This window comes from Corallococcus sp. CA054B, from assembly GCF_003611625.1.
Lineage (GTDB): Bacteria > Myxococcota > Myxococcia > Myxococcales > Myxococcaceae > Corallococcus > Corallococcus coralloides.
Genome location: NZ_RAVY01000146.1, coordinates 1 through 24905, shown reverse-complemented (window position 1 = coordinate 24905; position 24905 = coordinate 1). Strand labels below are relative to the sequence as shown.

Annotated in this window: 20 protein-coding genes and 1 pseudogene; 13 read left to right on the top strand and 8 right to left on the bottom strand. The window is 66.7% G+C overall.

Translation table 11 applies throughout. From position 1 onward, the window contains the following. The 4 genes from D7V80_RS28880 to D7V80_RS28865 all read left to right on the top strand — a co-directional run. Positions 1-600 (top strand): SDR family oxidoreductase (locus D7V80_RS28880; RefSeq protein ID WP_120591222.1); only part of this gene is annotated, 600 nt, incomplete at its 5' end. A 143-nt stretch (positions 601-743) separates the two neighbouring features. Then, on the top strand, positions 744-1367 hold the full coding sequence (locus D7V80_RS28875) for a DedA family protein (protein WP_120591221.1): 624 nt from the start codon (positions 744-746) through the stop codon (positions 1365-1367). A gap of 93 nt (positions 1368-1460) precedes the next feature. Further along, positions 1461-3635: a hypothetical protein gene (locus D7V80_RS28870; protein ID WP_120591220.1), complete on the top strand. Its 2175-nt coding sequence runs from the start codon at positions 1461-1463 to the stop codon at positions 3633-3635. A 449-nt stretch (positions 3636-4084) separates the two neighbouring features. Beyond that, positions 4085-6019, top strand: coding sequence for a TIR domain-containing protein (locus tag D7V80_RS28865; protein WP_158616718.1), 1935 nt, complete (start codon positions 4085-4087; stop codon positions 6017-6019). A 102-nt stretch (positions 6020-6121) separates the two neighbouring features. Here D7V80_RS28865 and D7V80_RS43070 read toward each other — a convergent pair. Then, positions 6122-6855: pseudogene (locus D7V80_RS43070) on the bottom strand (IS5 family transposase); the annotation flags it as partial. Positions 6856-7110: 255 nt separating this feature from the next. Between D7V80_RS43070 and D7V80_RS28850 the strand changes: the two are divergent. Then, positions 7111-7503 (top strand): TIR domain-containing protein, encoded by a 393-nt coding sequence (locus D7V80_RS28850; protein ID WP_120591217.1) that lies wholly within the window; start codon positions 7111-7113, stop codon positions 7501-7503. A 201-nt stretch (positions 7504-7704) separates the two neighbouring features. Here D7V80_RS28850 and D7V80_RS28845 read toward each other — a convergent pair whose 3' ends face one another. The 3 genes from D7V80_RS28845 to D7V80_RS28835 all read right to left on the bottom strand — a co-directional run bounded on the left by D7V80_RS28845 (position 7705) and on the right by D7V80_RS28835 (position 13165). Beyond that, positions 7705-9168 carry an SIR2 family protein gene (locus D7V80_RS28845; protein WP_120591216.1) on the bottom strand — a complete coding sequence of 488 codons (1464 nt, stop codon included), beginning with the start codon at positions 9166-9168 and terminating at the stop codon, positions 7705-7707. Continuing rightward, complete coding sequence (locus D7V80_RS28840) at positions 9165-9668, bottom strand: TIR domain-containing protein (protein WP_120591215.1); 504 nt, start codon at positions 9666-9668, stop codon at positions 9165-9167. Before D7V80_RS28840 ends, D7V80_RS28845 begins: the two co-directional genes overlap by 4 nt. 347 nt (positions 9669-10015) lie before the next feature. Next, a complete protein-coding gene (locus D7V80_RS28835) occupies positions 10016-13165 on the bottom strand; it encodes an ABC transporter substrate-binding protein (RefSeq protein WP_120591214.1) in 3150 nt (1049 codons plus the stop codon). Between the two features lie 65 nt (positions 13166-13230). Between D7V80_RS28835 and D7V80_RS28830 the strand changes: the two genes are divergently transcribed. Beyond that, positions 13231-14259, top strand: coding sequence for a lasso peptide biosynthesis protein (locus D7V80_RS28830; protein ID WP_120591213.1), 1029 nt, complete (start codon positions 13231-13233; stop codon positions 14257-14259). On the opposite strand, the gene D7V80_RS28825 is transcribed toward D7V80_RS28830, so the two are convergent. Then, the gene (locus tag D7V80_RS28825; RefSeq protein WP_120591212.1) at positions 14243-15268 is read right to left on the bottom strand and encodes an arginine N-succinyltransferase; all 1026 of its coding nucleotides are present in this window, start codon (positions 15266-15268) and stop codon (positions 14243-14245) included. The two genes, D7V80_RS28830 and D7V80_RS28825, sit on opposite strands and share 17 nt — an antisense overlap. Positions 15269-15609: 341 nt before the next feature. Here D7V80_RS28825 and D7V80_RS28820 point away from each other — a divergent pair, with 341 nt between their 5' ends. The 6 genes from D7V80_RS28820 (at position 15610) to D7V80_RS28795 (ending at position 20481) form a co-directional block, all read left to right on the top strand. Continuing rightward, on the top strand, positions 15610-16656 hold the full coding sequence (locus D7V80_RS28820) for a polysaccharide lyase (protein ID WP_120591211.1): 1047 nt from the start codon (positions 15610-15612) through the stop codon (positions 16654-16656). Positions 16657-16748: 92 nt separating this feature from the next. Continuing rightward, the gene (locus D7V80_RS28815; protein ID WP_120591210.1) at positions 16749-17558 is read left to right on the top strand and encodes a hypothetical protein; all 810 of its coding nucleotides are present in this window, start codon (positions 16749-16751) and stop codon (positions 17556-17558) included. After that, positions 17558-18481 (top strand): type VI immunity family protein, encoded by a 924-nt coding sequence (locus D7V80_RS28810; protein ID WP_120591209.1) that lies wholly within the window; start codon positions 17558-17560, stop codon positions 18479-18481. The genes D7V80_RS28815 and D7V80_RS28810 overlap by 1 nt, the downstream gene beginning before the upstream one ends. A gap of 28 nt (positions 18482-18509) precedes the next feature. Further along, positions 18510-19796, top strand: coding sequence for a TIGR04013 family B12-binding domain/radical SAM domain-containing protein (locus D7V80_RS28805; protein ID WP_120591208.1), 1287 nt, complete (start codon positions 18510-18512; stop codon positions 19794-19796). A 22-nt stretch (positions 19797-19818) separates the two neighbouring features. Beyond that, on the top strand, positions 19819-20154 hold the full coding sequence (locus D7V80_RS28800; RefSeq protein ID WP_120591207.1) for a hypothetical protein: 336 nt from the start codon (positions 19819-19821) through the stop codon (positions 20152-20154). Positions 20155-20235: 81 nt separating this feature from the next. Then, positions 20236-20481, top strand: a complete 246-nt coding sequence (locus D7V80_RS28795) for a hypothetical protein (protein WP_120591206.1) — start codon at positions 20236-20238, stop codon at positions 20479-20481. Between the two features lie 60 nt (positions 20482-20541). On the opposite strand, the gene D7V80_RS28790 is transcribed toward D7V80_RS28795, so the two are convergent. From D7V80_RS28790 to aceB, 3 genes are all read right to left on the bottom strand, one after another. Continuing rightward, positions 20542-20940, bottom strand: a complete 399-nt coding sequence (locus D7V80_RS28790; RefSeq protein ID WP_120591205.1) for a hypothetical protein — start codon at positions 20938-20940, stop codon at positions 20542-20544. Between the two features lie 198 nt (positions 20941-21138). Then, positions 21139-22425 (bottom strand): isocitrate lyase, encoded by a 1287-nt coding sequence (gene aceA / locus D7V80_RS28785; RefSeq protein WP_014399818.1) that lies wholly within the window; start codon positions 22423-22425, stop codon positions 21139-21141. 64 nt (positions 22426-22489) lie between these two features. Next, complete coding sequence (gene aceB, locus D7V80_RS28780) at positions 22490-24112, bottom strand: malate synthase A (RefSeq protein ID WP_120591204.1); 1623 nt, start codon at positions 24110-24112, stop codon at positions 22490-22492. A 275-nt stretch (positions 24113-24387) separates the two neighbouring features. Here aceB and D7V80_RS28775 point away from each other — a divergent pair, with 275 nt between their 5' ends. Beyond that, the gene (locus D7V80_RS28775; RefSeq protein WP_014399816.1) at positions 24388-24747 is read left to right on the top strand and encodes a PspC domain-containing protein; all 360 of its coding nucleotides are present in this window, start codon (positions 24388-24390) and stop codon (positions 24745-24747) included. The last annotated feature ends 158 nt before the right edge of the window (positions 24748-24905 follow it).

The following is a 24905-nucleotide window of genomic DNA, read 5'->3' as shown; positions in this document are numbered from 1 at the left end:
GGAGGGCGGGGGGTGGCCCGCGCGGCGGACGTGACGAAGGAGGGCGACGTCGAGGCCCTGGTCCGCTTCACGCTGGAGACGTTCGGGAGGCTCGACGTGGGCGTCAACGCGGCGGGGGGAACGTTCGGCGGTGGGCCCACGCACACGCTGGACACGGCCTCGTTCCGGGAGTGGATCGACGGGTACCTGGTGAGTGCGTTCCCGTCGACGAAGCACGAGGTGGCCGCGATGTTGAAGTCGGGCGGAGGCAGCGTCATCAACATCGGGACGTTCGTGGGACACACGAAGGCGATCCCCGGGACGTCTGGCTACGCCGCCGCGAAGACGGGCCTCATCGGGCTCACGCGCACCGTCGCGGCGGAGTACGCACCGCAGGGCATCCGCGCGAACGTGCTCGTCTCCGGCGGCGCGGATACGCCCACGTTCCGGCTCTGGAACGGCTCCGAGGAACAGCGCGCCGCCGCCGCCCGGATGCATGCGCTCCAGCGCGTCGCGAACCCGGAGGAGATCGCCAACGCGGCCGTCTTCCTCGCGAGTGGGGAGGCGTCGTTCGTCACGGGAAGTGTCCTCACGGCGGATGGCGGGGTCTCGCTGGGCTGAGTGGCCCGGCGCGGGCTTGGGGGGCGGCAGCCGGTCCGCGCCTGTTCACCGCCGCGCGTGGGGTGGAGGACATGGGTTCCGCCGGGCGGGGAGGTGACTTAAGTCTCGCGTGGAGGCTTCAGGGCCAGGAGGGCACCGCGCGGATGTGGATCGAGCACGTCGACAAGCTGATTGGGATGCTGGGGCCGTTCGGGTTCCTGGTGCTCGGCGTGGCGGCGATGCTGGAGTACGTGGTGCCGCCGTTCCCGGGTGACACCATCGTGCTCATGGGCGGCGTCTACGCCGTGCGCGGGGAGAAGCCCTGGTGGCTGGTGCTCGCGGTGGTGACGGCGGGCAGCGTGGTGGGCGCGTTCATCAACTACTCCGTGGGCAAGTGGCTGGCGAAGCGCTTCGAGGCGCAGCCGGGGCGCTCCTTCTTCGGGCTCACGCACGCGCGGCTGGAGCAGGTGCAGGCGCGCATGCGGCACGCGGGGCCGTGGCTGCTGTTGGTGAACCGCTTCCTGCCGGGCATCCGGGGCGTCATCTTCATCGCGGCGGGGGCGGCACGCATGCCTCGCTTCAACGCGCTGGTGCTGGGCGCCATCTCCGCGCTGGCGCACAGCGGGCTCATCCTGGCGCTGGGCATGGCGGTGGGCGGCAACCTGGAGCGGCTGACGGTGCTGGTGTCGCGCTACCAATATGCCGTCATCGGGCTGTTGGTGGTGGCGGCGCTGGGGTTCGGCGTGCGGGCGCTGACGCGGCGGCGTGAGTCCGCCGTGGAACCGTAACGGGCCCGGTCGGGCAGGAAAATGTGCGGGGACGACCTGCCAGGGTGGGCCGCACGTTGCGCGGGCCCGGGGGGGCGCGGTTGAGTCGGGGGCATGTTCCGCGCCCGTGCTCGCTGGTGGCTGCTGCTGTTGCTCGTCCTGGTGGGAGGGTGCCGCTGTGGCGACGACCCCAACGTGGGCGGTGCGAGCGCCAGCTTCCGGCCGCAGCAGGAGGTGGTGGACTTCGGCCGGGTGCTGGAGGGCACGCAGGCGCGCCGTTCGCTGACGCTGGTGGCCACCGGCCGCGCGAGTGTCACGGTGGACGCGGTGACGGACGCGCCCTTCTTCGTCGTCGTGTCCCAGATTGTCGTAGGGGGCAGCGGCACGGGCACGGTGGACATCCTGTTCTCCGCGGGCAACACGCCGGTGGAGGGGGAGCTGGTGCTCACCGCGGGGCGCACCACGACGAAGGTGAAGCTCACCGGCGTGGGTGTGCGCCCGCTGCCATGCGTGCCGCAGGGGGAGTGCCGCGACTCGCGCTTCGACCTGGAGTCCGGCCAGTGCATCGAGTCCCCGCTGGATGACGGAGCGTCATGCATCCCCAGCAGCCGTTGCCAGGAGAACGGTCGCTGCCAGGCAGGTGTCTGCGTGGGACAGCCGCGCACGTGCGATGACGACAACCCGTGCACGGTGGACAGCTGTTCGCCGACGCAGGGCTGTGTGACGGCCAACGTGGCGTGCCCGGTGCCGAGCAACCCCTGCAAGGTGGGCGTGTGCGACCGCAACGAAGGCTGCAAGGAGGCGGACGTGGCGGACTTCAGCCCGTGCGGCGCGGTGAGCTGCAAGGCGGCGCAGGTCTGCTTCAGCGGCACGTGCCGGTCCGTGACGCCGCCGGACGGCTTCGTCTGCGCGCCGGCCACGCCCTGCCAGGACGAAGGCACGTGCAGCGCGGGCGAGTGCGTGCGTCCGGACGCGGGAGACCTGGAGCCCGACTTCAGCGCGGAGCTGGGCGGGGCGCCCGTCGCGGAGGACGGCGGGCCGGTGCTGCTGGTGGACGACGGGACGGTCTACGTGTCGGTGTGCGGTGAGGACGCGGGCTGCTGGCTCGCCGCGTACACGGAGAGCGGGCTGCTGCGCTACGAATCGCCCTACGAGGACGGAGGCGCGAGGACGCTGCTCGCGGTGTCGGACGAGGGCGTGGTGGTGCTCGCGCCGGAAGCGCTGGAGGCCTACGCGCCCCGCGGAGTGGGCGAGCTGCGCTGGCGCACGTCACTGGCGTTCGCCGATGCGGCGCTGGATGGAGGGGATGGTGTGCCCGGCACAACGGGAGCGGGCAGGGTCGCGCTCACGAAGGAAGGGGACGTGCTGACGTACGTCACGTGGAGCGAAGACGCGGGCACGGAGCCGCTGCGCTCGCGGTTGGTGTTGCTGAGCGCGGACGCGGGAGTGCCGCTGGCGATGGGGCCAGAGGAGGACGGTGGCGGAGCGGCGAGGCTCGCGGTGGACGACACGCGCGGCGCGTACCTCTACACGCCGTGGGATGGACGGCTGGCGTTCACGGACCAGGCACCGCCTGAAATGAGCACGGACGGCGGGACTCTCATGGCGTTTGGTGATGCGAGCGGGGACGGTGGCATCGCATCGCTGAGCCTCGAAACACTCGATGCGGGTGTCCCTGGCGGCGCGCCGTCACTGGCGCTCGCATCGGGACGGTTGCTCGTGGGCACGCGGGCCTTCCTGGATACGGATGGAGGTGTGCTCACCGCACTGGATTGGGACGCGGGCACACGCACGCTGTCGCCCCTGTCCGAGCCCGTGCTCATGTCCCCCGGAGGCGCGGCCGGCCATGCGTTCGCGCTTTCGTGCGACCACACGGATGGCACTCCCTGCGTCGACGCGGAGTTGCGCACCGTGCTGCGCTCATTCAGTTCCGACGACGGCCACTTCTTCTCGGAGGTGGACGTGTTGCCCTCGCCGGTGCTGCCCGGCGTTTTCCACGAAGCCGCGCTACTGGAGCAGAACACCATGGGCGTGCTCGCGGACGCGGAGTTGCTGAACGGTCAGCGCCAGGCGTGGCTCGAATGGATCGCCTTCGGCAACAAGCTCAACCAGTGCTCCCTGCCGGGCCGCGTGGAAGTGGCAGGAGCGGTGTTCGCGGGAGACCTGCTGTACGTGGCCCTGCGCCGCGACGGCGTCTGGTGGCTGGAGTCCTATCCCGTCGGAGGACGCGCCGAATCCCGAGGCTGGCCCCAGCGCAACGCCAGTCCCGCGGGCACACGCCTTGAGTAGGTCGCGAGAGGTTCGAGAAAAATTCGGGCCGCATGTACAGCAGAGGTCGTGAGAGTCTCTCGCTTCCGTGGCGTTCACGCACCTCGTGTGATTCTCCTCGGAAAATAGGCAGACTCGGCAAGTTGCCACTGGGGCGACTGCTCCCTGGGAGTGGAAACGCTGTACTCACTTCCTGACTGTTGGGGGCGGGCGACGCTCAGATCCATGGTTGGGTGGGCACGGCCCCATTCAAGAAGGGAGAGTCGCGTACGGGCGTGAGTGGGACGGACGTCCAGTGAGCCCAATCGACAGGTTAGAATGTGACGATGCCAGGATACGCCAGTCGCGAGCAGTCCGTGATCAGCTTCCGGTCTCCCCTGCAGGTTCATGTCGCGTGGCATGGGTGCGTGCAGGACAGCCTGGGGCAGCGGCTTGCCCAGGCCTTGTTCCGTAAGTTGCAGCGCCGAGACATGCCTGCCTCCGGTAGCAGCGAGATTCCGGTCTGGCTCGCGGGACTAAGGATTCCTGCAGCGCCGCGGGGTCGACCTGTCCTTGACGACGCGGATCGCAATGCCCTCGTCGTAGTCATTGACTCGGAACTATACCGGGCCCGCGTTCCAGCCTGGCGCCAGCTCGTCGAGGATTTTACTGCTCATCCAGACTTTGCTGCCGGACGGAGAGCCTACATCCCGGTGGCAGCAACGAGCGGCGCGCACCTGCTCTCTCCAGTGCCTGCAGTGGCGAACACGAACGCTGTGCCCGCCCGGGATGGATCTCAGCAGCGGGACCTCGGCAGCATTGTTCAGGACATCCAGGTCGTCCTAGCTCGGATGCTCACTCCGTCCGGTATGCCCGAACTGCCCACGTTGTTCTTGAGCCACGCCAAGGCGGATGGCGAGGTTGTGGCGCAGGAACTTCGTGAGCATCTCTTCAAAAAGACCCAGCTCAAGACCTTCTTTGACCGTAATGATATTCCTCATGCCTCGAATTTCGAGACCAGCATTGAGCATGTGATTGCGAACGCGTTCGTGGTGCTCATCTGGACCGACAGATTCGCCGATAGCCAGTGGTGTCTGCAGGAGTTGGGCTGGGCCCTCAAGTATTCCCGCCCCATTCTCGTGATTGATGCCATCCGCGAAGGCGCCCCACGGATCCTGCCCGGCTTTACGAACCTCCCCATTATCCGATGGCAGGGCAATCCGGATACTGTAATCCGGGCCATTGTGTCCGAGTTCCTTCGAGGCATGAGCCAGCAGGCGCTCATCGGCTCCTGCGTCGAGGCCCTGGGCATGGATGCTAGCAGTGTAATTGCCCGTTCGTTGCCTCCAGCTCTCCAGTCGGAGTTGTTGACTCGCCTTGAAGTATCCACCCATGCGTCCTCGGAAACTCTTCACGTTTATCCAGATCCTCCCCTGCCTGGAGAGGAATTGGCGCTACTGGCGCGCATGGGCATCCGTGCGATAACCACAACCCAGTTGCTGGCGCACGGCCCTGCTGCGAGCAATTCGCGGGATGACGAGCCCTTAAAGGGCGTACAAGTAGTCTTTTCCACGTCCAATGATGAGGAGGATCTTGAGGTCTGCGGGCAGTCGACAGAGCACCTTGATGCGGTGCTGAGTGGAATGGCACTTCACATGTTCGTTCTCGGCGCTAGTTTCGCGACGGGCGGCGACTTTCGCTCCAATGGGTTCGTGACTAGGCTGATAGACTCAGTGAGGCCATACGCACGAGAGAACGCTGTTGCAGAACGCTTCGAGTCTCACATTGTCTGGCCAATCCATAAGGAATGGAAGATGGAAGACATGGAGGAGCGGGAGTTGCATGTTACTCTTGTCCTCCACCCGCCTCCAAACAGTCGTGCCGGCCCATCAGTGAGGATGGACTCGAAAATTCCTCCGTTGGAGTGGGCGCTTGCTCTCACGGAAATGCGGCGCTCGCTTATCAAGAATGCGACGTGCCTCGTTGCCATTTGTGGCAGGCGGTTTGGCTTCCGGGGGCGCTATCCCGGCGTACTTGAGGAACTCGCGCTCGCCATCGAACTGAAGATTCCTGTTTACCTCGTCGCGGGACTAGGAGGCGTCACCCGGGATGTCTGGGATGTTATCAGTGCCGACGATCCAGCTTGGAGCCCCGACGTTTTCGACCTCCAGCAGCACATCGAGAAGGCCGAGGAGTACGCCGAACTGGTCAAGGACCTAGCGCATGAGCCTAGTCTGAAGCCTGACTTCTCAGGAGTGCGGATGCTCCTCCGGCGGCTCGGGCTAAAGGGACTTTCTGAGATCAACCGGTTGACGGAAGATGAAAATCGCCAGCTAGCCTCCTCTCGAAGTCCCTTGGAGATTCACGCGCTCATCGCTAAAGGGATTTCCCGGTTGAAGGTTGGCCGAGCAGAGGTCATGCGTTAAGCCTGCGCGCTAGTTCGTGCACAAAGTTCACGTCCTTCCGCCCAAAAAATCCTACATGGCATTCTCTCTGAATACCTTTGGGGAGGTGGCTAGGGGGTGTCCCTAATTGAGCCACATCCGAGTGCAGGCGATGTGGATGAGGGCAAGGTAGTTGCGGGCTGTCTTCTCATATCGAGTCGCGAGGCGGCGGAAGCGCTTGAGGCCATGGAAGAACCGCTCGACCAGATAACGAAGGGCGTAGAGCTTGCGGTCCTTCGCAAGGGCTCTGGGGCGCTCCGGCTTGGAGGCAATGACGGCCTTCATGCCGAAGAACTTGAGCAGGGCGCGGAACCAGTCCGCATCGTACCCGCTGTCGGCGATGCAGGCCTCGCCCACCGCATGCATTATCAGGTCGTCGGCCTTGGTCATCTCGTGCCGCTGGCCGGGCGTCAGCTCGATGTGGCGTGGCCGACCTCGGCTGTCGACGAGGGCATGGACCTTGGTCGAAAAACCTCCTCGAGAGCGTCCCAGAGCGTTGTGTTGGACCCCCCTTTTCCTCCTGCGGCGTCCAGATGCGCCCGGATGGTGGTGCCATCAAGGATGGAGGCTTCGTCCCTCGGCACGGGGGGATTCGACTCGACCTGCACTTCCTTGAAGAGCCGCTCCCACACGCCGCGCTTCGACCAATTGTTGAAGCGGTTGTGCACGGACTTCCACTTGCCATATCGACCGGGCAGGTCTCGCCAGGGGCTGCCGGTCCGAGCGAGCCAGTACACGGCGCTGACAAACAGACGCTCGCCTTTGAGCGAGTGCCGTCCCCGCCGGGGAGGCAGAAGCGGGCGGATGCGCTTCCATTCCTGGTCGGTGAGTTCATGTCGGTGCATCCCCTGGGGTAGGCAATGGCCCCGCTTCAGTGCAACCCCTCCTGCCGATGCTCGACCGAGGGCTCGACTGCTTCCCTCGGCCGCAGCGCATCTTCCCTCGTTTAGGGACACCCCTTAGTCGGAGGGGACACTTGAGCTGTATGCTAGAGTAACCAGATGCATAGGCGTTTGACTCGCCATCTTGGTATGCTGACTGTGAAGTAAATACTTTGACGGGGGAAACTGACGATGCCGCATTCCATTTTCATTAGCTACGTCTACGAAGAAAAGCCATACAAGGACAGGGTCGCAGGCTGGATTGAAGGGCATCGGTTGGGTTCCAACGTGGTTGCTACGTGCGAGCGTTCCGATGTCCGGCAGCACGGAGAGCAGGAAATCCGCAACCATCTGCGGCCTCTGATTCAGGGCTCTGCTGCGGTCCTCGTTCTCGTGGGGGATACGAGTCACAGCCGTAAGTGGATTGACTACGAGGTCTCGGTGGCGCAGTCGCATCGCAAGCTCATCATTCCCATACGTGTTCCTGGGACGCTTGGCGGCTTGCCGCGGGAGATTCGCGCAGAACCAGAAGTTGCCTTCGAGCCCAACGCTATCGCCAGGGTCCTGCGGGAGAAACTGGGCTGAGGTTTGTTGGCCTCCGCGTTAAATTCGGCGCCCGAGTGCGAGACGTGCAGGAGTCGGGCGCGTGAAAGTAGAAGTCACCGTGCCGTGTGAGGAATAGAGTACCGTGACCTGAAGCGTCCCCTCATTTTCGATTTCCCTCGGAGCTGGCTCGCTCGGCCGCTCACACGTTCTCCCAGGGGAATCCTCAAATGAGGGGATAACTCAGCGTCGTGGCGGGACCCATCTCTTGGGCGTTAAGTAGTGGATTAACTCAAAGGCGGCATCTAGCAGGGTATCGTCGTTAAGACTTTTGTCATTGAGCCGGTTGAAGGCCTCATTCGGGAACTGCCCTGGATAGACTTCCGTGAGACGTGGTGCGATCTCATTCCACACTTGCTCAGCCACGCCGCCAGTGGCTCCTATTGGAATAGGATAGACCCCACGCGCTCGGGCGAGTTCATACTCCTCGCGGCATCCCGGCGAGAGAATTGGAGTTTCATCTACTAGCTTGGTGCCTGTTATGAGTATGATGAATCCAACGCCCTCAAGCATCTCTTTTCGATACTTGGTATATAGGTCTGGTCTTCCGAGTGGAAATGGGCGGAGCAAAAGTCGCTGACCCACGCGAGTTTGGTCGTCAGCGTAGGCCGCCTCCAAGGCTCCAGTAATTAGTGCCGCTCCGATGCCTAGGCCGAAGCCATTTACCAAATTGTAGTCATGGTTGATGATGCGCTTCCCGAGTTGAGAAACGAACTTTTCTAGGCGCTCCTTTCCAAACGGCTCGGTATGGGTTCCAGCTGCGCCTGAGACAAAAATGTGACGCCGAAGGTAGCGCCGTTCTAGCTCTTCCAGGAGAGCCGGGACCTCACTCCATTCGTTGATTAGTACCGTGTGGATGCCGTAGCGTTTTAGGTCTGCGATGCGTAAAGCCTGCTTCCGGATGGCATAGTCTGTCTCCTGTTGAGACCTCCACTGTTCAGGCTGTTCCTTCCGCATGACTGTATAGTGTGTGCGGGGCGAGTTGCCGCAAGATGCGCGGACTTGGCCAAGAACATGGTCGAGATTGGGGTCGGAGAAGCTGAAGCCTAAAAAAAGGAATGTTTTGCTGCTTAAATCGCCGCGTAAGTGCACGAGGAAGTCGCCATGATTGCGCGCGTAGTTTTCGTAATCGTCGCGCGAAATGATGACATTTTCGGTTTCTCGTTCGTCCCCATGCATTTTGTATACAGTGGCAAGGGCCCCTTTTCTGGTTGTTGCGAGGCTGCTTCTCTTGCTCTTTATATCTGGTCTCTTTTGGGCGTCCTTTAGAGCTTCTTCGATAAGCGAGTCGTAGTTTGTTGTCCAGTATGTGTGAATTGGAAGTCGTGCCAGAATGTGATGTGAGGCTGTGGGGCGTGCATCCTCGCTAAAGGCTGCGTGTAGGTGTGCGTTGAGTCGCGAGCGGTCCTGGGTATTGCTGTTTACGTGATACTGAGCGACCGCAACAAGATCTGGTTCGAATTCAATGTTGAGTCCCATTTCTTCGGCAATTTCACGCAAAAGCCCCTTCCAGTCTAAGTACCCAGCTGCTCTGGAGAGACCTGCGCCAGCGAAAACGGCGGCCGTGCCTTGGACAAGGGCAACGCCGTACTCACTGAAAAACGCCTCACGACTCAAGCTCTCGTCACCCGTAAAGCTTGGACTCATCGGCCGGCATCCCGAGCAGCCTGCTCTACCCAGTTGCCAAAATGCTGGTATCCATTGTCGTTGATCCAGTCGTAGCAATTAACCCGGTAAGACAAAGGTATGTCGAACCCACCTTTGCGTTCGTGTACGTGTCTGAATGGATTGTCGCCTTGTGTGTTGATTTGCAACGCGCTCAGGAATGACCGGGCATCTGAAATGTTGTGGATGTAGATGCCAAGCAGGCCGTTGCTTCTGGCGAGGCTTTGTTCGATTTCATACCGCACGTATGGGCGAGATGCAGTCTCTTGCCCAATGAGGACAACAGTGACGCTGGTGTTGTCGAGCGCGCCATTAATCATTCGCTTTATTGCGGCATCGCCTTTGAGCTTTGCCTCTTCCCAGAGGCTGGAGTCAATGTAGCCTGCTTCAATGGATCCTTTGACCATGTTGCTGTTGCGCACAACATTGACCCGAAAGATGTCGCGCTCGTAATGGAAGCTGAAGAAGACTCTGCGCCCCATGAACTCCTCCGCAGTTTGTGGTGGCCTGAATCTAATCGCTCTGCTTGAAGCATCGCTAGTGCGGCCTGGATAGACTTCCGACCATCCGGAAGTGGGGCACGTGAGTGGATCTGTGGAGAGTGGACAGAGGTTGCTGTGGTGCAGCAATGTCCGAACAATGGACGGTGGCCTAATCCCGCCGGTATCTGGGTGAAGGGATCATTCGCGCCCTTGATAAGCCCCATCACGAGGAGTGTGGACGGGAGAGGTGGGCTTACCGCTACCGGCTCCGCATTCGATGGACCTTGGCGTCCTGACGGCCAAATGGAATTCCGCTATCGTTCAACAGATTTTGCTTGGTTGAAGTGTCAGCCGCCCGCGGCGGGGTCCACCCAGAGGTCCTCGAAGCGCACCTGCGGCGGCGTCTGGTGCAGCCGCAGGTTCTGCACGGAGGCCACCGCCACCGCGCGCGTACGGTCGTGGTACAGCGGGATGAGCGGGCAGTCCTCGCGCGCGAGCATCTCCGCGCGCCGGTACAGCTGCGAGCGCAGCTCCGGGTCAATGGACACGCGCGCCTCGGCGGTGAGCCGGTCCAGCTCCGGGTTGCGGTAGCCCAGCGGGTACACCGTCTGCGCGCTGGAGTTGAGCAGGAAGTGCAGGAACGCGTCGGGGTCCGGGAAGTCCGCCAGCCACAGCGTGCGGAACGCCGGGACCTTCCCCTCGCGCAGGCGCGCCAGGTACTCCTCCGGAGGCATCTGCTCGTGGCGCAGCTCCAGCAGCCCTGCCTGGAGCAGCGGCCGGAAGAGCACCGCGTCCTCGGCCGACGTGTCGCGGCCCACCGCGTGGTGCAGGGTGAGCTGCAACCGCCGCACGCCCGCCTCGCGCAGGAGCCGCTCCGCCAGCGTCAGGTCCGGCACCGGCATGGGCCCCAGCTCCTGTGCCCCGTCCAGCAGCTCCGGCGGCGTGAAGGTGCGGGCCGCGCGAGCGCCCGGGTGGAACTGCTCCACCACGCTCGGGATGTCCATGCCCGCGCGCAGCGCCCGCCGCACGCGCACGTCGTTGTACGGCGCCTCGTTCAGGTTGAGGCCCAGGAACGCAGTGGAGGGCGTGGTGCTGGTCACCACCTGATGCGCGTCCAGCCCATGCGCCTCCGTGTGCTCCACGTGCAGGAACGACACGAGGTCCACCTGCCCGTCCAACAGCTGCCGCACCGCCTGTGGACGCGTCTCCGTGAGGACGAACTCCAACCGGTCCAGCAGCGGGAGCCCGCCGCGCCAGTAGGTGGCGTTGCGCTCCAGCACCATCCGGTCCGCCTGCATGCCCACGACGCGGAACGGCCCCGTGCCCACCAGCTTCCCCGCCGGGTCCAGCTTCGCCACCGCGGTGGCGGTCAGCGCCATGAGCTGGAGGAAGAACGCCTTGGGCTCGCGCAGGCGGATCTCCAGCGTGCCCTCGTCCAGGACCTCGATGCCCGTCACCTCGCGAGCCAGTCCGCTGGCGTACTCGCGCGCGCCCTCCACGTCCTCCAGCAGGCTGCGGTCCGGCGAGCGCAGCGCCGGGTCCATCAGCCGCTCCAGGTGCCGCTTCACGTCCTGCGCGGTGAGCAGGGCGCCGTCGTGGAAGGTGACGCCCCGGCGCAGATAGAAGCGGTAGCGGCGCGCGGACGGATCCGCGTCCCAGCGCTCGGCCAGGTCGGGCACCAGCATGCCGTCCTCCAGCCGCACGAGGCAGGAGAAGAGGCACGCCGTCAGCTCCGCCATCTGGTTCTCCACGGCGAACAGCGGATCCACCGTCTGCCGCGCGCGCAGCGAACCCGACTGATGCAGGCCCACCCTCAGCGTGCCGCCCACGCGGGCCCGGGGCAGCTGGAAGCGGAACACCTCCGCCTCCAGGCTCGCCGTCTCGTGGCCCAGCTGGTCCACCGTGCGGTCCAGCCCGTCGCCAATGCGGATGACCCGGCGCGCGTCCTCGCGCACCTGCGCGACCTCTTCGCGGATGGACGCGTCGCCCCGGGTGAGCACCTGGTGCGCGGACCTCAGCTCCTCGATGGCCGCGCTCAGGCGCATCACCGCCTCGGACAGGTCGCGGCCGGTGCGCGCCTGGGCCTCGGCCTTCTGGCCGGCGCTCTGGCCCACGCGGGACATCTCTTGAATCTGGCGCACCAGGTCCCGCGCGTTGCCGGACTGCTCGATGGCCATGCGCGTGATGTCCTCCACGCGCCGGGCCACGCGCTTGCTGGCCTCCACGACGGTGGCGCCCTGCGCCTCCAGCCGCTGCGTCTCCATCACCGTGGCCTCCACGGCGGCGAAGGTGCGCTGGGTGATGGAGCGGATCTCGCTTAGGGCCTCGGAGGCGCGGTCGCCCAGGGCCACGCCCGCGGTGGCCTGCTCGCGGCCCTCCTGCACCAGCGCCACGGCGGTCTCCACCGCGTCGCGGATGCCGGTGACCATGGTGCCAATCTCGCGCGTGGAGCGCGTGGTGCGCTCGGCGAGGCTGCGGATTTCGTTGGCCACCACGCCGAAGGGGCGGCCGTGCTCGCCCGCCTGCGCGGCGATGATGGCGGCGTTGAGGGCCAGGAGGTTCGTCTGGTCGGCGATCTCCTGGATGACGTCCACGATGCGGCCAATCTCCAGCGACCGCGTGCCGAGCATCTCCATCAGCTCGGCCGCCTTGCGCACCGTCTCCTCCACCCGGTACATGCCCTGCACGCTGTCGCCCACCAGGGCTTCACCGCGCTGGGCGGTGGCGGTGACGGCGATGGCCATGCTGTTGGTCTCCGTGGCGCGGCGGCGCACGGCGTCGATGCCGCCCTCCACCAGCGCGACAAAGTCCTCCGCCTCCGAAGCGAAGCGGCCCAGCTCGTCGCCGGACGCGGCGATGTGGGTCAGCCGCTCCGTCATCGCCTGGGTGAGGCCGCTGGTGCGCTGGCTGAAGTCGTTGACGGTCTCCAGGCCGTCCACCACCTGGTGCAGCCGCTCGGTCATCTCCAGCAGGGCGCCCGTCGTCTCGTGCGCGAAGGTTTCAATGTGCTGCACGCGCTTGATGGCCACCTGGAGGCTGGTGCCGTTGCCGCCCACGGCGGTGAGCGTGCGCTCCACGGCGCCGCCCTGACGGCGCGCGGCCTCCAGCAGCATGCGGGCCTGCTCGCTCACGCCGTTGCCGGTGCGGTGCAGGTTGCTCGTCACGCGCTGCACCTGGGACAGGGCCCGGCGCAGGGACAGGATGAGGCGGCGCAGGTCCTCCTGGCCCTCGAAGCCGGTGTGGATGGGCGTGGTGAGGTCGCCTTCGGCCAGCCGGGACATCAGGTCGCGCCGCTCGCGCCGCCGCATGGCCGCGAAGCGGAACCACGACAGGTAGCTGCCGATGAGCCAGAGGAACGGCACGCCGAGCAGCAGCACCGCCCAGCCGGCCGTGTCATCCGGCTTGCCCGTCACCCAGTACAACACGAAGCCCAGGATGAGTGCGGAGACCAGGGCTGCCACCAGCCCGAACGAGAAGAGGTACCGTTTGGCGCCCATGGACGGGGTGGACGCTAACCCGCCTTCTCGCGCCGGTCCTGATTTCGACGCATGCTTCATGAGACATGAAGGCCCTGCTCGCCATCGCCATGCTGGCGCTCCCCGCAAACCCCGCCAGCACGGGCGCCGAGGCGGCCAGGGCCGGAAGTTCGGCCCGGTTCGTGTTCGCCTGGCGGGGCGTCCCGGTGGGCACGGTGGGCCTGTCCCTGGAGGCGGGTCGGTTCACGTACACCAGCCGGCACCTGCACGTGCGTGACGGCCACGCAGGCGAGCGCGTACGAGAAGTGGCCCTGCGGGTGGACGCGAGTGGACGCGTGACGGGCGCGGACGCGGTGCCCCAGGCGCTGTGGCTGTGGCGGGGCCCGCCCCCCGAAGGCTGCGTGAAGGGCCGCGAGGAGCTGTCCGGCCAGGAGGGGCCCCACTGCGTCACGGCGAGAAGCCCCACGAGCGCCGAGGGCACGATGCTGGGCGCCCGCTTCCGCGCCCGCTACGACGAAGGGGGACAGCTCCAGGCGCTGGAGGTGGGCGACTCCCGCTTCACCCGCGCGGCTCCCGGAGAGCGGCTGCGAGCACCGCCGGAGCTCTTCGCGGAGGGCGTGCCCGTGGAGGGCGGCACGGAGGGCGCGCTGAGGCTCGTTCCCGGCGGCACGGTCCCCACCCGGCTGCCGGAGATGACGGAGTGGACGCCGGCCGAGGCGCGCGCCCTGTCCGCGAAGGTGCACGCGGCCTTCCCGGACAAGGGGCCCTCGGCGGCGGACTGGCGCGCGGGAGGGGAGGGGGAGGCCGGAGGCTGCCTGGCGCACGCGCTGCGCTACGCATCCCTCGCCCGAGGCCGGGGCCAGCGGGTGGGGCTGGTGCACGGGCTGCTGGTGGTGGACGGCGGCCCTGCCCGGCCGCACGCCTGGGTGCGGGTGGCGCTGCGGGGCGGAGGGACGCTGGATTTGGACCCCACGTCCCTGGACCCCGTGCGCCCGGACACGCACCTGGCGCTCGCGCTGGTGCCGCCCGAGGGCCCCGCGCTGGAGGCCGGGGCGCGCTGGCTGTCGCTTTTGCGCGGGGACTTCCGCGTGGTGCGCGCTACTCGAACGGAATGACGGATAGCTTCGCGCCGGGCTTCACTTCCAGAATCTCCTTGGCGCGAGCGGGCAGGTGGATGACGGTGTTGTCCAGCCGGGCCTGGCAGCGCACGGAGCGGAAGCGGTTGCGGCCGGATTCGCGCTCGACGGCGACCAGCACGTCGTCGCCTTCCAGCTCGAAGTCCTCTTCCGCCAGCTTCACCGTGCGGTAGCGGCGCACCAGGGAGATGTCCGCCGTGTCCGCCTCGAAGTGCGGGCCGCCGTCGAACGGGTCGATGCGCTCCACGTACCGGAAGCCCACCCGCTCCAGCATCCGCTGCACGCCGCGCGTGGCCGGGCCCACCTCCCCCAGCACCTTCTGCACGCGGTCCGGGAACAGCGACGCGTAGATGTCCGACGCGGGGAACAGCTCCTTGATGAACTCCTTGTTCTGGCGGCTCAGCCGGTCGGCCTCCAGGTAGGTGAGCCCGGTGAACTTCTTCCCGCAGGCCTCCCACAGGAGGCTGCGCCCGTCCGGGAGCAGCGGCGGCAGGAGCTCCGCCAGCACGCGCGGCCGGAACAGCCGCCGGTGCATGGAGATGAAGAGGAAGCGCACGAAGGACAGCTGCTTGCCGGGCTTGTCCGGCGTCGCGCGGTAGGGCGGGTCCACCACCAGGCCGCCAATCTCCGTGGGGCCCTCGTAGTTGTACGCGATGGAGAGCACCTTGTGCCGCAGGTGCCGCTCCAGCGAGGCGGAGTAGTGCTCGCGCTCGCTCACCTCATAGTAGATGTGCGGCGCGTCGTACGTGCCGTGCTGGGCGATGATCATCGACGTGCCGATGATGAGGTTGTTGCGCACGTCCTCCAGCACGAAGAGGTACTCGCGCTCGAACGGGTCCTTCACCTTGCCGGCGAAGCTCTTCACCGACTTGTCGATGATGGCCTCGAGCGTCTCCTCGTTGTTCGGCAGGTTGACCGTGTTCAGCACCGCGGCAAGACGCTTCAGGCCGGGCAAGTCGGTTTTCTGGACGTCTCGCAGTACGAGCATGGGGCACACTGAAGGGCGCCCCGGGAAGGGAGCGCCGGAAGGGCCCGTGACCTTACACCACGCCCCCGTCCCGTCAGCCCCCTGGATGCTCCCCTGTCAATGACGCGTTGCGTTCAGGACATCGCTCCGCCGTCCGCTCGGTGGGTCCGGGCGGCCCGGCCCCGTCGTGAAACATGTTTCAATCCAGGTGGGGGCCTGCCTGGCTGCATGCTGTGTTGTCAGGCGTCTTGGAATGGTTTGGCGGGGGAATGAAGTGAAGGAATGGTTTGAGGTAATGTTTGTCAAAGCTTTGCTGTCAAAGCATCAACCCCTCCCCTTCCACCTCCCCCAAGGATCCAGCATTGAAAGCACTGCACCTCTGGCTCGTGGCTTGTCTGCTCCCGAGCCTCGCTGCGGCGGAAATCGTCTGGCGGGGCGATTTCGAGACGGGAAACCGCTCCCAATACAGCAAGGAACAGATGGTGAGCTCGGACCGGCTCCAGGTGGTGACGAGCCCGGTGTCGGAAGGAAAGTACGCCCTCAAGGCGACGGTGAAGCAGGGCGATGACCCCATCAACTCCAGCGGCAACCGCAACGAGTTGGTCTACCTGAGCAACGAGAAGGTGGGCTCGGAGTACTGGTACCGCTGGAAGGTGATGTTCGCGAACGACTTCCCCAGCGTGGACGCGTGGCAGCTCTTCACGCAGTGGCACCACGACGGGTGCTGCGGGTCACCGCCGATTGAGTTCTTCGTGAAGGGCGAGCTCATCCGCCTGACGCTGAACGACAGCGGCACGGTGTGGAGCACGGCGCTCAAGCGCGGCGCGTGGCAGGAGTTCATCTTCCACGTGAAGTGGTCCCCGGACTCATCCGTGGGCTACGTGGAGCTGTGGCACAACGGCGTCCAGGTGCTGAAGAAGACGTACGCCAAGACGATGTTCTCTGGCCAGAACAACTACCTGAAGCTGGGCCTGTACCGGGCGGACACCATCAAGCCGGTGGGCGTCGTCTACCACGACGGCATGATCCAGGCGACGAAGCGCGAGGACGTGTTCCCGGTGGTGCAGCCCGACCCGGACCCCGTGGTGGACGCGGGCACGCCGGTGGACGCGGGCACGACCGTGGACGCGGGCTCGCCGCAGGAGCCGGACCCGGTGTTCGACGCGGGCAGCCCGGTGGATCCGGATCCGGTGGTGGATGCGGGCTCGCCGCAGGACCCGGCCCCCGTGGTGGACGCGGGCACGTCGTTGGATGCGGGCACGGGCACGGGCGTGAAGCCGGCGCCGCTGGATGAAGGCGAGGGCGACGCCAACTTCCAGGGTGGCTGCTCCGCGAGCGGTGGTTCGCTGGCCGCGTTCTCGCTGCTGGGCCTCTTGGGTCTGGCGCGGGCGCGCCGTCGCCGGAGCTGAAGCGCGGGTCGATGATGGACCCTCCCGCTCCGGTGCGTCCGGGGCGGGAGGTGGGTTGAAGGAGCCCGCGCCTCCATGCGAGGAGGCGCGGAATGACTCCTCCCCGTTGGCTGTGGTGGCTGTGCTGCCTCCTGCTGTGGACCGCGTGCGCGGGCCCGGAGGTGCGCAGGCCCCGAAGCTACTCCCAGGCGACGATGGACTCCGCGACGGCGGGGTGTCTGCGCAACCCGGCGTGTGCGTCGCAGGTGGGGCAGGACGCCATCCTGCCGTGGCTGTCCAGGGCGACGGCGCGGGCAGGTCAGGCTGCGGCGATGATGCGCCTGTGGGACGCGGCGGAGGTGGCCCGCGTGGAGCGCGTGCTGATGGAGTGCGCGAAGCAGGCGAACTTCGACGTGAACGAGCGGCTGTTGGGGCCAGGAGGGAGGACCTCTCCCGCGGTGTGCCGGGAGAAGGTGGTGGACGCGAACGGCAGGGAAGTCACCCGGGCCATGCAACTGGGGGAAGCGAAGCACGCTGCGGCGCTGGAGTGCGTGCAGCGGGCGTTGGGCGTTACGGATGAAGGACGGTTCAGCCTGGAGCCACGCTATCTGCGCGATGCGAAGACGGGCCGGACGCGGTGGTTGGATTCGAAGGAGGTGGCGCAATGGCTACGGGACGGCCTGTTCCACCTGCTCACGGGGAGCATCGCACCGGATGTAGTACTGCACGCCTTGGGCAACCCGCTGAAGGTGCAGCGGATCTACGACTTCAAGTTCCCGTGTCCGGTGGACAAGCCCGCAGTCTGGTCTCCCTACCCGCCAGGGAGCCCTTACGCGGGCAGGTGGCAGGATGAGGTGTACCGGGAGCATCTGGGGAATGACGTGGTGCTGAAGACGGTGTCTCCCAACTTCGGAGTCAACTGATGGTCACGCGAGTCCCGAGAGTCCGTGAGACCCTCGATATCGAGGGCAATAACGTGGTCCTGCTTCGAGAAGGACTCAGCATTACCTACTACGTGCGGGCTCCTCACGAGGAGATCGCTTCGGCGATCTGGCGCGCCTTCGAGCGTTATCGAAAGGCCATCGAACCACGCCAGTTCGATGCGTACCTGGATATCTACACAGGGGATAGTCCACAACTCGATGCGGAGGGAGAAGCGGTTCTCCGGTCCCGGATAGTTGAACCTGTCTTCGGTGCCGCCGAGGTGCACGAGCTGTATCACTCCGCGACGGGCATCTGCTTCAAGTACGAAGGGCGTGGCACCACGGCGCCCAACTTCCACGACACGTACCCTGAGAACACCTGCTGCCTGGAGTTCCGGCTGCCCACCGAGTTCCTGGACGAGCGCGGGCCGGAGTGGATCCGCGCGCTGGCCATCGACCTGGGGCGCGAGCTGCCGTGGAACTCGGGGCACGCCGGCCTGTCGCTCGAAGTCCATGCCTGGACCCAAGCGATCACGCCGCGCCTCCATGAAGTGACCCGGCGTCACCCGGGCTTCGATCTGGTGCACCGGCTGAACAGACTCGCACTGTATCTGGGCACGAAGCTCCGTCCCCCCGCGTGGCTCAACTTCCTGGGCCCGCCTGTGCTCAACGAACTGGGCGGCGCGGAGGGACTGCGCTCCCGGTTGCACTCACCTTCGACCCAGGTGGAGTCCCTGTCTCCAGACCGCGCCGTGGTGTCCCTGGGCCCTGCCCCCGAAGCCGGGGACCTGGAGGCCGGGGACACACTGCCCGCGTACCGCGAGCTGGCCCGCGTGCTGGAGCCGTGGCTCTACGCGCACAAGGGCTCCTGGGGCGACTTCACCGAAGCCGAGGTCCGCCAGTGGGAGCGCCGCTTCCTCTGACCGCGCTGTGGCATCATCCGTAGTCGTCATGTCGCAGACGCCTCGCAAGGTCTCGCTCGTCCTGAGCTACCAGTACCCCGGCAAGTACGCCTTCACCGTGCTCGCCGGCGCCGTGGAGGCGGACCTCGCGCTCGCGGACGTGTCACTGCACTTCCCGCGCAACCGCGAGGACCTGCTGACCACCGTGCGCGAACGCTCGGACGCGGGCGACACCGTCGTGGCCGCGTGGTCCTTCTACTCCGCCAGCTTCGGTCCCTCCGTGGAGGAGCTGACCTGGGTTCGCGAACGGCTGGAGGGCCGCGACGTCCTCTGCATCGCGGGCGGCGTGCACGCCACCGCCGAAACACTCCAGACGCTCCAGGCCGGCTTCGACCTCGTCGCCGTGGGCGAGGGCGAACACACCCTGCGCGCCCTCCTGGCCCGCGTCCTCAAGGGCGAAGACCCACGCACCACGCACGGCACCGCGCACCTCAAGGACGGCAAGCTCGTGCAGCACGGCCACGGCGAGGGCGTGCGCCTGGACGACTTCCCTCCGTTCGCCGCGAAGCACGTGAAGTTCGGCGCCATCGAGATCACCCGAGGCTGCATCTACGCCTGCCGCTTCTGCCAGACGCCCTTCATGTCCAAGGCGCGCTTCCGGCACCGCACCGTGGCCAACATCGCCCGGTGGGCCCGCGAGCTGCGCCGCGCGGGACGGCGCGACCTTCGCTTCATCACCCCCACGTCCCTGTCCTACGGCACCCCCGACGAGACCGTGAACCTGGCCGCCGTGGAGGAACTGCTCGCCGCCGTGACGGAGGCCATGGCTCCGGACGGGCGCATCTACTACGGCACCTTCCCCTCGGAGGTGCGCCCGGAGCACGTCACGCCGGAGTCCCTGGCGCTGCTCAAGCGCTACGTGGCCAATGACAACCTCATCATCGGCGGCCAGTCCGGCTCCGAGCGCATCCTCCAGGCCACCCGGCGCGGCCACGACGTGGAGACCGTGGTGCGCGCCGCGCGGCTCGCGGTGGAGGGCGGCTTCGTGCCCAACGTGGACTTCATCCTGGGCCTGCCCGGCGAGGAGCCCGCGGACGTGGACGCCACGCTGGACCTCATGCAGCGGCTGTCCGACCTGGGCGCTCGCGTGCACGGCCACACCTTCATGCCGCTGCCCGGCACGCCCTTCCGCGACGCGGCCCCCGGCCGCCTGGACGAGCGCACCCGGCAGCGGCTGGACCTCCTCGCGTCCCAGGGCCGCCTGTATGGCCACTGGAGGGCGCAGGGCGTGCTCGCGGAGGCCATCGCCGCTCGCAGACAGCCGCGCGCCCGCTAGCCGCACCCGTTACACTCCAGCGATGGCTGAACAGACGCCCTACTGGCTCCTCATCTCCGTGCTCTTCAGCTCCCAGCCCCTCACCCCGGCGCTGGCCATGACGCTGCACGAGGCCGCCTTCGAGCTGTACACGCGCGGCGAGGGCTCGCGCGAGGTGGCCGGCGATCTGCTCTCCGGCCGCGTGAACAACCTGCGCAAGGACGTCTCCCTGGGCGGCATCGCCGGGCCCGCCTTCGAGGCCGAAATCGAGACCGAGCGCGGCTCCGGCGTCGTCCGCTTCGTCCTCACCCGCCAGGGGCTGGAGATGATGAAGGCCCAGCCGCCGACTGCCGCGAAGAAGCCGCAGTACCTCAACTGAGGAGGGGGACGCCTGTCCGCCCGGCCGCTCCCGGTACGGCACTCCGTCACCACCTTGAGGACTCAAGGGAGGAATGACGGCATGGACCCCAAGGACGAATACCTCAAGAAGAGCGCCGGCATCCCGCTGGACCCCAGCAAGCAGAAGGACCCGGAAGAGCACGGCGACCGGGTGCCCGCGGAGGGGCGCGCCGAGGAGCTCAACGACATCACCGGGCAGAACGGCGGACAGCGCACTGACGTGGATCAGCCCTGGAAGGACACGCGGCACCGGCACGACGGCGTCCGCGACCAGTACAGCGACGACAGCGACAAGAAAAAGCCCTGAGGTCTCCCCCAGGGCTTCGAGTGAAATCGATGCTGTGAAGAACGCCCTGGGGCGCGGGGACTACTCGCGGTCCAGGGACAGCTTCATGCCGCCCATGTGCAGGATGGACTGGGACATGGTCACCGCGGACATGGTGGCCAGGTCCTCGATGGCCTGCAGCTCCTCGCTCTTGGGCTGCGCGCCCGTCTGCGAGGCCGCGGCCTGCTGCTGCTGGGTCTGGTTCGCCTGCATGGGCGTGGCACCCGCGGTGTACGTGCCCATCAGCGAGCCGTGCGGCGTGGCCCCCATCTGCGCCAGCGCCGACGCGACCACCGACCCGCCCGTCACCTGCGCGCCCATCTTCGGCTGCGCGGCCGAAGCCGACATCAGCGAGCCGAAGCGGCTGCCCGACACGGAGGAGGCGGTGTTCGTCGTGGCCGGCTGCACCCGAGGACCGGAGAGAGACGTGATGCGGTTCATGGCGGCTCCCGTCAAAAGGCCCCGGTCTGCGCGGCACACCCGGAGGCGTGCCTGTGGGGCTTCAAGTTCGTTCTCTCCATTATCGCCCCAGCCCCGGGGAAGTTGCCTCTTTCGCCTCGCGAACGGCGAAGGCCGCGGAATCCCAGGGATTTTCCCTGGAACGCCACGGCCTTCAGGCTGCCGGATGATCCGCCGGGTCTAGAACTGGTGGGCCTCGGTGGACTCGTGCAGGGCCAGGGTGCTGGCGCTGCCGCCGGAAATCACTTCGGCGACCTGGTCGAAGTAGCCGGTGCCCACCTCGCGCTGGTGGCGCGTGGCGGTGTAGCCGTGCTTCTCCGCGCCGAACTCCGACTGCTGCATCTCGCTGTAGGCCGCCATGCCGCGGTCCTTGTACTGACGGGCCAGCTCGTACATGGAGAAGTTCAGCGCGTGGAAGCCCGCCAGGGTGACGAACTGGAACTTGTAGCCCATGGCGCCCAGCTCACGCTGGAACTTCGCGATGGTGCTGTCGTCCAGGTTCTTCTTCCAGTTGAAGGAAGGCGAGCAGTTGTACGCGAGCATCTTGTTGGGGAACTGCTTGCGGATGCCTTCCGCGAAGGCCTTGGCCTGCGCCAGGTCCGGGGTGCTGGTCTCGCACCACACCAGGTCCGCGTACGGCGCGTAGGCCAGGCCGCGCGCGATGGCGCACTCCAGGCCGCCCTTGATGCGGTAGAAGCCCTCGCCCGTGCGGCCCGCCGCCTTGTCGATGAAGGCGTGGTCGTACTCGTCCGCGTCGCTCATCAGGAGCTTGGCGCTGTCCGCGTCCGTGCGGGCCACGAGCAGCGTGGGCACGCCCATCACGTCCGCCGCCAGGCGCGCCGCGGTCAGCGTGCGCACGAAGTGGCTGGTGGGCACCAGCACCTTGCCGCCCATGTGGCCGCACTTCTTCTCGCTGGCCAGCTGGTCCTCGAAGTGCACGCCCGCGGCGCCCGCTTCAATCATGCCCTTCATCAGCTCATAGGCGTTGAGCGGACCGCCGAAGCCGGCCTCCGCGTCCGCGATGATGGGCGCGAACCAGTTGCGGTCCTTGCGGCCTTCCGCGTGGTCGATCTGGTCGGCGCGGCGCAGGGCGTTGTTGATCTTCTTCACCACGGAGGGGACGGAGTCCGCCGGGTAGAGGCTCTGGTCCGGGTACATCTGGCCGGCGTTGTTCGCGTCCGCGGCGACCTGCCAGCCGGACAGGTAGATGGCCTTGAGGCCCGCGCGCACCATCTGCACGGCCTGGTTGCCGGTGAGGGCGCCCAGCGCGTTGATGTAGTCCTCCGTGTGGAGCAGCTCCCAGAGGCGGCGGGCGCCCAGCTCCGCCAGCGTGTAGCTCACGCGGATGGAGCCGCGCAGCTTCTCCACGTCCTTCTCGGTGTAGTTGCGCTTGATTCCCTCGAAGCGCTGGGCATGGAGCTTCGCGTGAGGGGAGGCATCGGAAGTGGTCGGCGTCGCGTCGTACATGCCAGGACTCCTCGGGCTTGCAGTGAAGGGTGGAAAAGACTTCGTTGAAGCGGATGGAAAAGCGTCAGGACTGAGGGTCGAGGGCCTCGTAGGCCGGCAGCGTGAGGAAGTCCTCGAAGGCGGGCGCGGTGGACAGCTGCTCGAAGAGGGCGCGGGACTTCTCCATGTGCGCCTGGCCGTAGCGCTCGACGGCGCCCTCGCGGCCCATCCGCGCCATCTCCTCCGCGAGCAGCGTGCGGAACAGCTCCGGCGTCACCTTGCGGCCGTCCTCCAGCGTGGCCTCGTGGTTGATCCACTGCCACACCTGGGCGCGGGAGATTTCGGCCGTGGCCGCGTCCTCCATCAGGTTGTAGAGCGGCACGCAGCCCAGGCCGCCCAGCCACGCGGCGGTGTACTGGATGCCCACGCGGATGTTGTGGCGCAGGCCCTCCTCCGTGCGCGTGCCGGAGGGCACCTGGAGCAGGTCGCTCTCCGTGATGCGCACGTCCTCGCGCTTGTTGGCCACCTGGTTGGGGCCCTTCATCTGCGCGTCGAAGATGTCCCTGGCCACGGGGACCAGGCCGGGGTGCGCCACCCAGGTGCCGTCGTGGCCGTTCTTCGCTTCCCGCAGCTTGTCCGCGCGGACCTTGGCCATCACCGCGTCGTTGGCGGCGGCGTCCCCCTTGATGGGGATGAAGGCGGCCATGCCGCCCATGGCGTGCGCGCCGCGGCGGTGGCAGGTCTGGATGAGCAGCTGCGAGTAGGCGTTGAGGAAGCCCTTGTCCATGGTCACCTGCCCGCGGTCGGGCAGCACCACGGACGCGTCGGACTGGAGCGTCTTGATGAAGCTGAAGATGTAGTCCCAGCGGCCGCAGTTGAGGCCGGCCGAGTGCTCGCGCAGCTCGTAGAGGATTTCATCCATCTCGAACGCGGCGGGCAGCGTCTCGATGAGGACCGTGGCCTTGATGGTGCCGCGCGGGATGTCCAGCTCGCTCTGGGCCAGGTGGAACACGTCGTTCCACAGCCGGGCCTCCAGGTGGCTCTGCATCTTGGGCAGGTAGAAGTAGGGGCCCGTGCCGCGCTTGAGCTGCTCGCGCGCGTTGTGGAAGAAGAACAGGCCGAAGTCGAAGAGGGCGCCGGAGATGGGCTTGCCGTCGATGCGCACGTGGCGCTCCGGCAGGTGCCAGCCGCGCGGGCGCACGAAGAGCACGGCGTGCTTCTCATTCAGCGCGTAGTGCTTCCCGTTCTCCGCGGTGAAGGAGATGGTCTTGCGCACGGCGTCGCGCAGGTTCAGCTGGCCGCGCACCACGTTGTCCCAGGTGGGGCTGTTGGCGTCCTCGAAGTCCGCCATGAACACGCTGGCGCCGGAGTTGAGCGCGTTGATGATCATCTTGCGGTCCACCGGACCGGTGATTTCCACGCGCCGGTCCTGCAGGTCCGCGGGCACCGGGGACACGGTCCAGTCGCCCTTGCGGATGTCCGCCGTCTCCGGGAGGAAGTGGGGGCGCTCACCCTTGCGCCAGCCCTGCGCCACCTTCTTGCGCCGCTCCAGCAGTGCTTCCCGCCGTTCACCGAAGGTCCGGACCAGCTTCGCCACGAAGGCCATGGCCTCCTGCGTCAGCACCTCCGCGTAGTCCGGGTGCCAGGTGCCCTCCACGGTCACGCCGGGGCCGAAGGCCGGGGGATTCTGGGAGGTGCGCGCGTCCATATCGGCTCCTGACGAGATGCGTTGTAAAAGCGGCCCAACGGGCTGAAAGATGTCCCTCCCGTCTAGGGAAGGGAAGCCTTGGTGAATTAGAAGCCGCCTGCCTGTAAGGCTGTCAACATCACCGGGATTAAATCTGTAAATCGACTGACGCAGCCGGACAGAAACCCCCGGAATCACGACATTGGAGGGGCGGGCGCAATCGCGGGCGGTGGGGTCCGTAGGTAGGTATGGGACCCCCATCGTGCCAAGCGGGGGCCTGACTGGGAGGTCACCTCATGGACGTCACGACACGCTGCAGGGCCTGTTCGAAGGAGCTGTCCGGGGAGGCGCAGCGCTGCCCGCACTGCCGTGCGCGGACGGTGCCGATGCACCGGGGCGAGGGGCGGGCGCTCCTGGGCGTCTGCTCGGCGCTGGCGCGCGAGCTGGGCGTGGACGTTTCGCTGGTGCGGGTGGCGTTCGTGCTGATGCTGTTCGCGTCCGCGGGGATGAGCGCGGCGCTCTACCTGCTGCTCTGGGCGTTCATCCCGGCGAAGGCCTACGGCCGGGCCCCGCTGCAGGGGACGCTGGACTGGGTGTCCAAGGTCGCGAACACGCCCGTGGACGACGACACGCCCCGCTGGGAGAAGCGCGTCTGACGGGGTCGCCGTCCCGCTGGCGCGCTCGCGGCTAAACCCCTTCAGGGAAGTCCGGTAAGGCGCAGGCCCGCGTCATCGAAGAAGGCGGCGAGGACATCGTGACGGTAGCCCAGGCGCACAAATGAAGCGCGTGCCTGGGCGAGCAGCTCGGCGACAGA

Bases quoted from the DNA above. Each gene is read 5' to 3' on its own strand.
- D7V80_RS28875 (WP_120591221.1), top strand. From the start codon at position 744: ATGTGGATCGAGCACGTCGACAAGCTGATTGGGATGCTGGGGCCGTTC.
- D7V80_RS28795 (WP_120591206.1), top strand. From the start codon at position 20,236: ATGGACCCCAAGGACGAATACCTCAAGAAGAGCGCCGGCATCCCGCTG.
- D7V80_RS28790 (WP_120591205.1), bottom strand. From the start codon at position 20,940: ATGAACCGCATCACGTCTCTCTCCGGTCCTCGGGTGCAGCCGGCCACG.
- D7V80_RS28800 (WP_120591207.1), top strand. From the start codon at position 19,819: ATGGCTGAACAGACGCCCTACTGGCTCCTCATCTCCGTGCTCTTCAGC.
- D7V80_RS28850 (WP_120591217.1), top strand. From the start codon at position 7,111: ATGCCGCATTCCATTTTCATTAGCTACGTCTACGAAGAAAAGCCATAC.
- D7V80_RS28825 (WP_120591212.1), bottom strand. From the start codon at position 15,268: ATGCTCGTACTGCGAGACGTCCAGAAAACCGACTTGCCCGGCCTGAAG.
- D7V80_RS28870 (WP_120591220.1), top strand. From the start codon at position 1,461: ATGTTCCGCGCCCGTGCTCGCTGGTGGCTGCTGCTGTTGCTCGTCCTG.
- D7V80_RS28815 (WP_120591210.1), top strand. From the start codon at position 16,749: ATGACTCCTCCCCGTTGGCTGTGGTGGCTGTGCTGCCTCCTGCTGTGG.
- D7V80_RS28835 (WP_120591214.1), bottom strand. From the start codon at position 13,165: ATGGGCGCCAAACGGTACCTCTTCTCGTTCGGGCTGGTGGCAGCCCTG.
- D7V80_RS28845 (WP_120591216.1), bottom strand. From the start codon at position 9,168: ATGAGTCCAAGCTTTACGGGTGACGAGAGCTTGAGTCGTGAGGCGTTT.
- D7V80_RS28865 (WP_158616718.1), top strand. From the start codon at position 4,085: ATGCCTGCCTCCGGTAGCAGCGAGATTCCGGTCTGGCTCGCGGGACTA.
- aceB (WP_120591204.1), bottom strand. From the start codon at position 24,112: ATGGACGCGCGCACCTCCCAGAATCCCCCGGCCTTCGGCCCCGGCGTG.
- D7V80_RS28810 (WP_120591209.1), top strand. From the start codon at position 17,558: ATGGTCACGCGAGTCCCGAGAGTCCGTGAGACCCTCGATATCGAGGGC.
- D7V80_RS28775 (WP_014399816.1), top strand. From the start codon at position 24,388: ATGGACGTCACGACACGCTGCAGGGCCTGTTCGAAGGAGCTGTCCGGG.
- aceA (WP_014399818.1), bottom strand. From the start codon at position 22,425: ATGTACGACGCGACGCCGACCACTTCCGATGCCTCCCCTCACGCGAAG.
- D7V80_RS28830 (WP_120591213.1), top strand. From the start codon at position 13,231: ATGAAGGCCCTGCTCGCCATCGCCATGCTGGCGCTCCCCGCAAACCCC.
- D7V80_RS28840 (WP_120591215.1), bottom strand. From the start codon at position 9,668: ATGGGGCGCAGAGTCTTCTTCAGCTTCCATTACGAGCGCGACATCTTT.
- D7V80_RS28805 (WP_120591208.1), top strand. From the start codon at position 18,510: ATGTCGCAGACGCCTCGCAAGGTCTCGCTCGTCCTGAGCTACCAGTAC.